The sequence below is a fragment of the Bradyrhizobium sp. genome, from assembly GCF_035570375.1.
GTDB lineage: Bacteria > Pseudomonadota > Alphaproteobacteria > Rhizobiales > Xanthobacteraceae > Bradyrhizobium.
Map to the genome: position 1 here is coordinate 1 of NZ_DATMLW010000114.1, position 5266 is coordinate 5266.

Here is a 5266-nt window from a genome sequence, read left to right on the forward strand (position 1 = left end):
GCGATTCCCAACCCGTCGACGGCCGCGCGAACCGCCAAGTCGGTATCGTTGACTATGATCCGGCCATCCACCGAGATCCGCTGGGAGCTGCCGCGCATCGGAGGCGGCGGTCACCGAACCGGATCTTTCCGAGGCACGAGATCAAATGTATACCGCGATCCGGCGGATCGCCGACAGCATGACGGAGCGGTTTGATCGCGGCGAGCAGCCGATTAACCTTGGGAATGCGTCGCTCGTCGAGTTGTTTGCATTCGTTTCGGCCTTCGGTCCGGTGGTCCAAGCGGCAGGACCGCGGCCCGGCGGATATTAGCTCCACCCGCCTATAATCACGGTTACCGGTAGTTGGGGCGCCCCGACTCCGACACTGAAAATCGTCGTCGGTCCAGCGCTCGCCCGCGGGCACCTGACAGGAAGTACCCGATCGATGCGGCCGCGTTCCCCCTGTCGGCACGAAAACCTGCCGTCCCCCGCTCTATAGAAGAGGCCCGGTCGAAGCGGAGCGACTACACCCCGCTGACCCGCAATTGGTGATCGATGAGCTGCGAAAAATCGCCGGCCATGCCCCGATTTCATGAAGGCGACGCCCAGGCCGACCCCTACCGCTCACCCACCGCAGGACCAGGCAGCCGACGGCGAGCCAGGCAGCCCGCTGTCGCAACACCCGGGTGTCGACCCTCGCGGGCTCCATCGTGGGGAGCCGCTGATTTGATTCGTCAATCGCCGTCCAACCGAGATCACGGTGAAGTCGAGGCGGTCGGTCGCGCCGACGTTGCATCGGGTCGACGAGCGCGCGGCTGACCGCGTCGCCGGACATGGTCGGTAAAGGGCGCGGCGATCGAGGGAGCGCGCAGCGAGATCTTCTGCTCGAGGGCGAACTCTTCCCGAACTCCGTGAGAAGATCGAAGGTTTCGAAACGGTCGTCGACGACACCCCGGCCCTGCCGGCAGCCGGCGCGGGCCGGCGGCCCGGCCCCGCTGCAATCTCCATTATGGCTAAACTCGAACGCTGTCTTGTATCGTCCGTTTGATTTGACTCAGTGCGCTAGTCTCCCTGTCGAAGAACACTACACTCCTCTGCATGCGTTAACTGTCCACAATCATACGATTCCCTAGTAAACGCACAAAAACATCAATTAGGTCCTCAATATTTTCTAAGGCATCCTCTTTTTCATATTCACCTCTATGATTATGAAATTCTTGAAAGCCGCAAAGATCCATCCGTAACAATCCTATGTTCTCGTTGAATTTGTCATATTCGTCGATGATGAAGGTCAGTCGCATGCCGGTCTCTGTACGAGAACAGACCATCATGCGGTCTATATAGTCAAGAGCATGAACCAATTTATCAGCCAGCAGGCTAAAGTATTCTTTGTCATCATCTTGGAGATCGCGAGTTTCGTTTCTTAAGGTTGTAGTAATTTCATTTCTGAACGCTACTATGACGTGGTTGAACTCCTTATATTCATCTAGAGTGTACGTCAGTTGGACGCACGTCTCAGTCCGTGTTAGGATCACTATGTTGCCTAGCGGTTCGAAGCCGAAGAGTCGGATCGAGCGTGATCGCATGTTATCCGGCAGTCGCCTCGCCACGCCACCGCCGGCCGAAGCGGATCAGGCATTCTCGCTACCATTCGGTGGCCGGGGGCTGCAGTCCAAGCGCGATCAGCGCGTTCGTCGCGGCGCTGCGCCAGCGCTGCTCGTATGCGATCCGGCAGCGGTATTCTTTCATGTGGACGCGAGCGCCGTCGATCAGGTCGAGGGTCTCGTCCGGTAGAATGAGCTGACCGCATCCCGCACATACCTCAGCCGAGGCCCGCTCGCGGTGTGCGAGATGCCATCGCCATTCGATATCCCGCCAGGCCAGCAATTCTGCCTCGATGCGTGGATAGCCCCCATCAAACTGCCGATGCGCGGCGCGTTCCTCATATAGGTCGCTCCAGATTGTCGGGTCCAACCGGGAAGCATTGGGAGGCGTGCCAATTTCGCGTCCAGGTTGATCGCCCGTATCCGTCCGATGGCTTGCAAACTGTTGATCCCAAAAGGACTTACCACTGTGGCCATCGACATTCTCCCGATGGCTACCGGCAAGTTGTTGATATGAAACGGATTTACCATTCTTACCACTGTAACCATCCACAGATGAGACTTTACGCGCGAGACCCGCACCGGAAATTTCGGCAGGAGATGGATGTGAGCCACATCGCTCGTGATCGACTCCGGCGAAGGTCTCTTGTTTTGGGTGGCCAGAATGGCCAGATTGGTTAGTGCCATTATTTGTCAGTGAGTTAGTTGTGCCCATCGGCTCATTTTGAGTGGCCACTCGCTGGTCACTGATCAACTCGCCGTGGCGTGCAAATCGCTCTATGAACCGATCAAGCGAGGCGAGGATCCCTGAAGTGTCAGTCATGACCCGTCACCGCGTGTAGCTGGTTGGGGTCGGTTTCCTTGTCGGATCGACCGAACTTGCTACGCCGCAGCGCATAGCAATCGACATGGCCGATCCGGGGTACATATCTGATCGCGATCCGGGTCAGACCGCCGCGGCGAGACAGATACCCTACCTGATCGAGCACAGCCGCGATGCGCTGCTCCTTGAGGACACCGCCGGCGGCCTCAGCGATCCTGTTGGTAGGCAGATAGACGGTATCGTCATCGTACCAGCCGACCGCCTCGCGGTTGTTGATCCCGGTTTGGGGTTTCACGGTCTTGATTGTGACGTCCCAGCGCTCGGCGACGTATTGCCTGATATTGATGACCGCCTGCCGGTCTGGGTCGAGTGCCAGCGCGTCGGAAGAGTCGCAAAAACGCTTCCAGGCCCACCGGATTGCACCTGCGACATCAGCCTCGTCAGGAAAGATGCCAAATTCCTGAGCGAGGTTGCCGGCGATCGCTACGACCGCGAACGGGATTGCAGCTCGGACCTTCGCGCTGGTGGCGGCCGAGCCGGCGATCGCGCGCGCCCCCGCTAGGATCCGCTCCTTCAGGAGGTCCGGCTCCCGGTGGAGGCCATTGGCGACCAATGCGCGGACGAACGCTGGACCCGCATGGCCATAATGCGCAAAGATCTGCTTCAGTGCATCAATCGTTTCCGGTGGTACGCGGGAGTTGACCCCCGTGACATCGACATCCGGAAACCGAACTGCCATCCCGCCGGTCCACTGGCCGCCGTCGTCTCGGATCTTTTGTTGGAGGCTCTTCTCGCCGCTCATCAGTACAAAAGTCGACCACGTGTGAGGCCGACGCAGCGAACTGTCGGACCGCATGCGGGATTTGCCGACATCACCAGCGAGTGAGTAGAGCAATCGGCCGATGACCCTGCCGTCGGCATGAGCCGTTTCGTCAAGCACGAGGATCGTGCCGCTCGAATCCCGGGCGTGCGCCTCGACGGAATTCTCGGTGGTTCGCATCGATTTGAGCAAACCTCGTTCCGATTGCTTCGGTGAAGACCAAGCGGATACGGCAATTTGTTCCCCGGTGGTTTTGCCGACTGAGGTCTCCCCGCTTTGATGGAGCCCGCACGTGTCGAATTCGATCAGGTCGATCAGCGCTCCGGCAAATCCTGCGGCGCCACTAAGGGTCCAATGCGGGCAGTTCTCGGCGGTAACGGCCGCCCTCACGGCCGCTTGCCAGCCCTCAGTCGTGCCCGAGTGGGAGACTCGGTCAGGAAGCCTCACTGCAGCCGCGAGTTCGATGCGAAGCCCCTCAGGGGCACCAACCGTTTCACCCGCAGGAGTGACAAATACCGTCTCAGGCAATCGGTGCCAGCCCGGCCGCGAGACGACGATGATGCAATCCGAAGGCTTGGCCGCTTTCAACACTTGGACGACGACAGCCTCCCCATCGGCCTCGACGCGAAGCCCGGCTTCAAGTAGGCGCGCCCGGATCTCGCTGGCACCGAGCCTTGCCAACTCCGAGCGATCGAAATCGACAGCGCGCGGCTGACCGCTCATGTCCTGGACAGAGACCCGCAGCCCGTAGGCATCGTCCGCGTCCGCCCTACGCAGCAGCGCCGGCACCCCGAAGGGCGAGGAGACGGGAATCCAAACCACGACTTTTTCGCCGGTCTCCATATCGCTCTTCTCGCCGGCAAATTTGTGCACCCAGATTTCACCGCTTCTTGTCCGCCGATACTCAAGGCGCAGCATCTCCAACTGCGGGAGCGGATAGGTTTCTGTGATCTCCTTGACGCGCTGCGCCTGGGTCGCATCCTGCCGCCGGTTCTGGATCTCGTCTTCAGTGGGGGTAAAAGGAGTGGCACCGAGGAGGCCTAATCGGACCGCCTCGACACCATCACGCTGCAGGATATCACGCCAGTCGACGGTTTCGCCTGGCTCGCCAGGCAACCCAATTCTGACCTCAACATGATCGCGGTTGCGCAGAGCGAAGGTGCGCGAGGCACGCTCGCCGCGTCGGTATCCCGCGCCCTCTTTAGCCTCGTCGCGATCGGCTCCAACCGTCACCAACTGCGTCGCCCGATAGGGCGTGAACGCCTCGACACCGGCTGCGTTGATCGCTGCTGCGACGTAGATTTCTTCTGCTTCGATCTCAGGACGAAGCGCATGGGCACCGACCGCTCCGTTCTCGATCCCCTCGAACGAAACAGCGTGCCGGGCTTTTTCCGGGTTGCCCCAGATGACAGCGCATCCCGCCGTGCTGCCCTGGCCGTCGGCGCGCTTGGCCGACTTCTTAGGATCGCGTAGTTTGCCGTCTGGCCCGATGCCGAGATCGGCTTTCGCGCGCCCGTCCTGGCTAAGATAGATCCGGTGGGCATGCCTTCGACCGTCGGCGGCCATCGTGCCAAAGACAGCGCATGGCCACGATCCGACCAGCTTCGGCTTCGCGCGCGGGCTGGCGAGGGGATCGAAATAATCGAGGGCCTTGACCCCCACAACCGGAGTCAGCGGGCGCGGTACCTCGCCGGGTTCTATTCCGAGACGTGAACCAAGGTAGATGAATGGTAGTTCGTCATCGCGTCTGTCGGATGGCGGGTTGAGCAAGCTGTGGGCATCGTGTCGTTGGTAGTGCTTGTTGCCATTGCGGATTCGGATCAGATCTGGCCGTCCAAGGATCTCGGCGACCCGGATTTTCGCCATATCGAAGGTGATGCCCTCGACCTTTATCAACACATCGAAAATCGAGTGAGAGCCGCAGGTGCAGATCGCGCGTCCCGTCCGTTCGTCGAAGCGCCATGACGAATTCTTATCTGGGTGGTCGCGGTGGGGGCATTGGATGTGCGGCCGGGCATCGCGCCAGGGGATACCGAGTGC

The 5266-nt window shown here is 60.3% G+C and carries 4 protein-coding genes; 1 reads left to right on the forward strand and 3 read right to left on the reverse strand.

Features of this window, described 5'->3' with window-relative positions:
* The first annotated feature begins 145 nt into the window (after positions 1–145).
* Complete coding sequence (locus VNX23_RS11710) at positions 146–310, forward strand: hypothetical protein (protein WP_325630163.1); 165 nt, start codon at positions 146–148, stop codon at positions 308–310.
* Between the two features lie 772 nt (positions 311–1082).
* Here the strand turns inward: VNX23_RS11710 and VNX23_RS11715 are convergent.
* From VNX23_RS11715 to VNX23_RS11725, 3 genes are all read right to left on the reverse strand, one after another.
* Complete coding sequence (locus VNX23_RS11715; protein ID WP_325630164.1) at positions 1083–1514, reverse strand: hypothetical protein; 432 nt, start codon at positions 1512–1514, stop codon at positions 1083–1085.
* A gap of 109 nt (positions 1515–1623) precedes the next feature.
* Positions 1624–2406 carry a hypothetical protein gene (locus VNX23_RS11720; protein ID WP_325630166.1) on the reverse strand — a complete coding sequence of 261 codons (783 nt, stop codon included), beginning with the start codon at positions 2404–2406 and terminating at the stop codon, positions 1624–1626.
* Positions 2399–5266, reverse strand: a 2868-nt coding sequence (locus VNX23_RS11725; protein WP_325630167.1) for a DUF927 domain-containing protein, incomplete at its 5' end; no start/stop codon positions are given. The genes VNX23_RS11720 and VNX23_RS11725, both read right to left, overlap by 8 nt.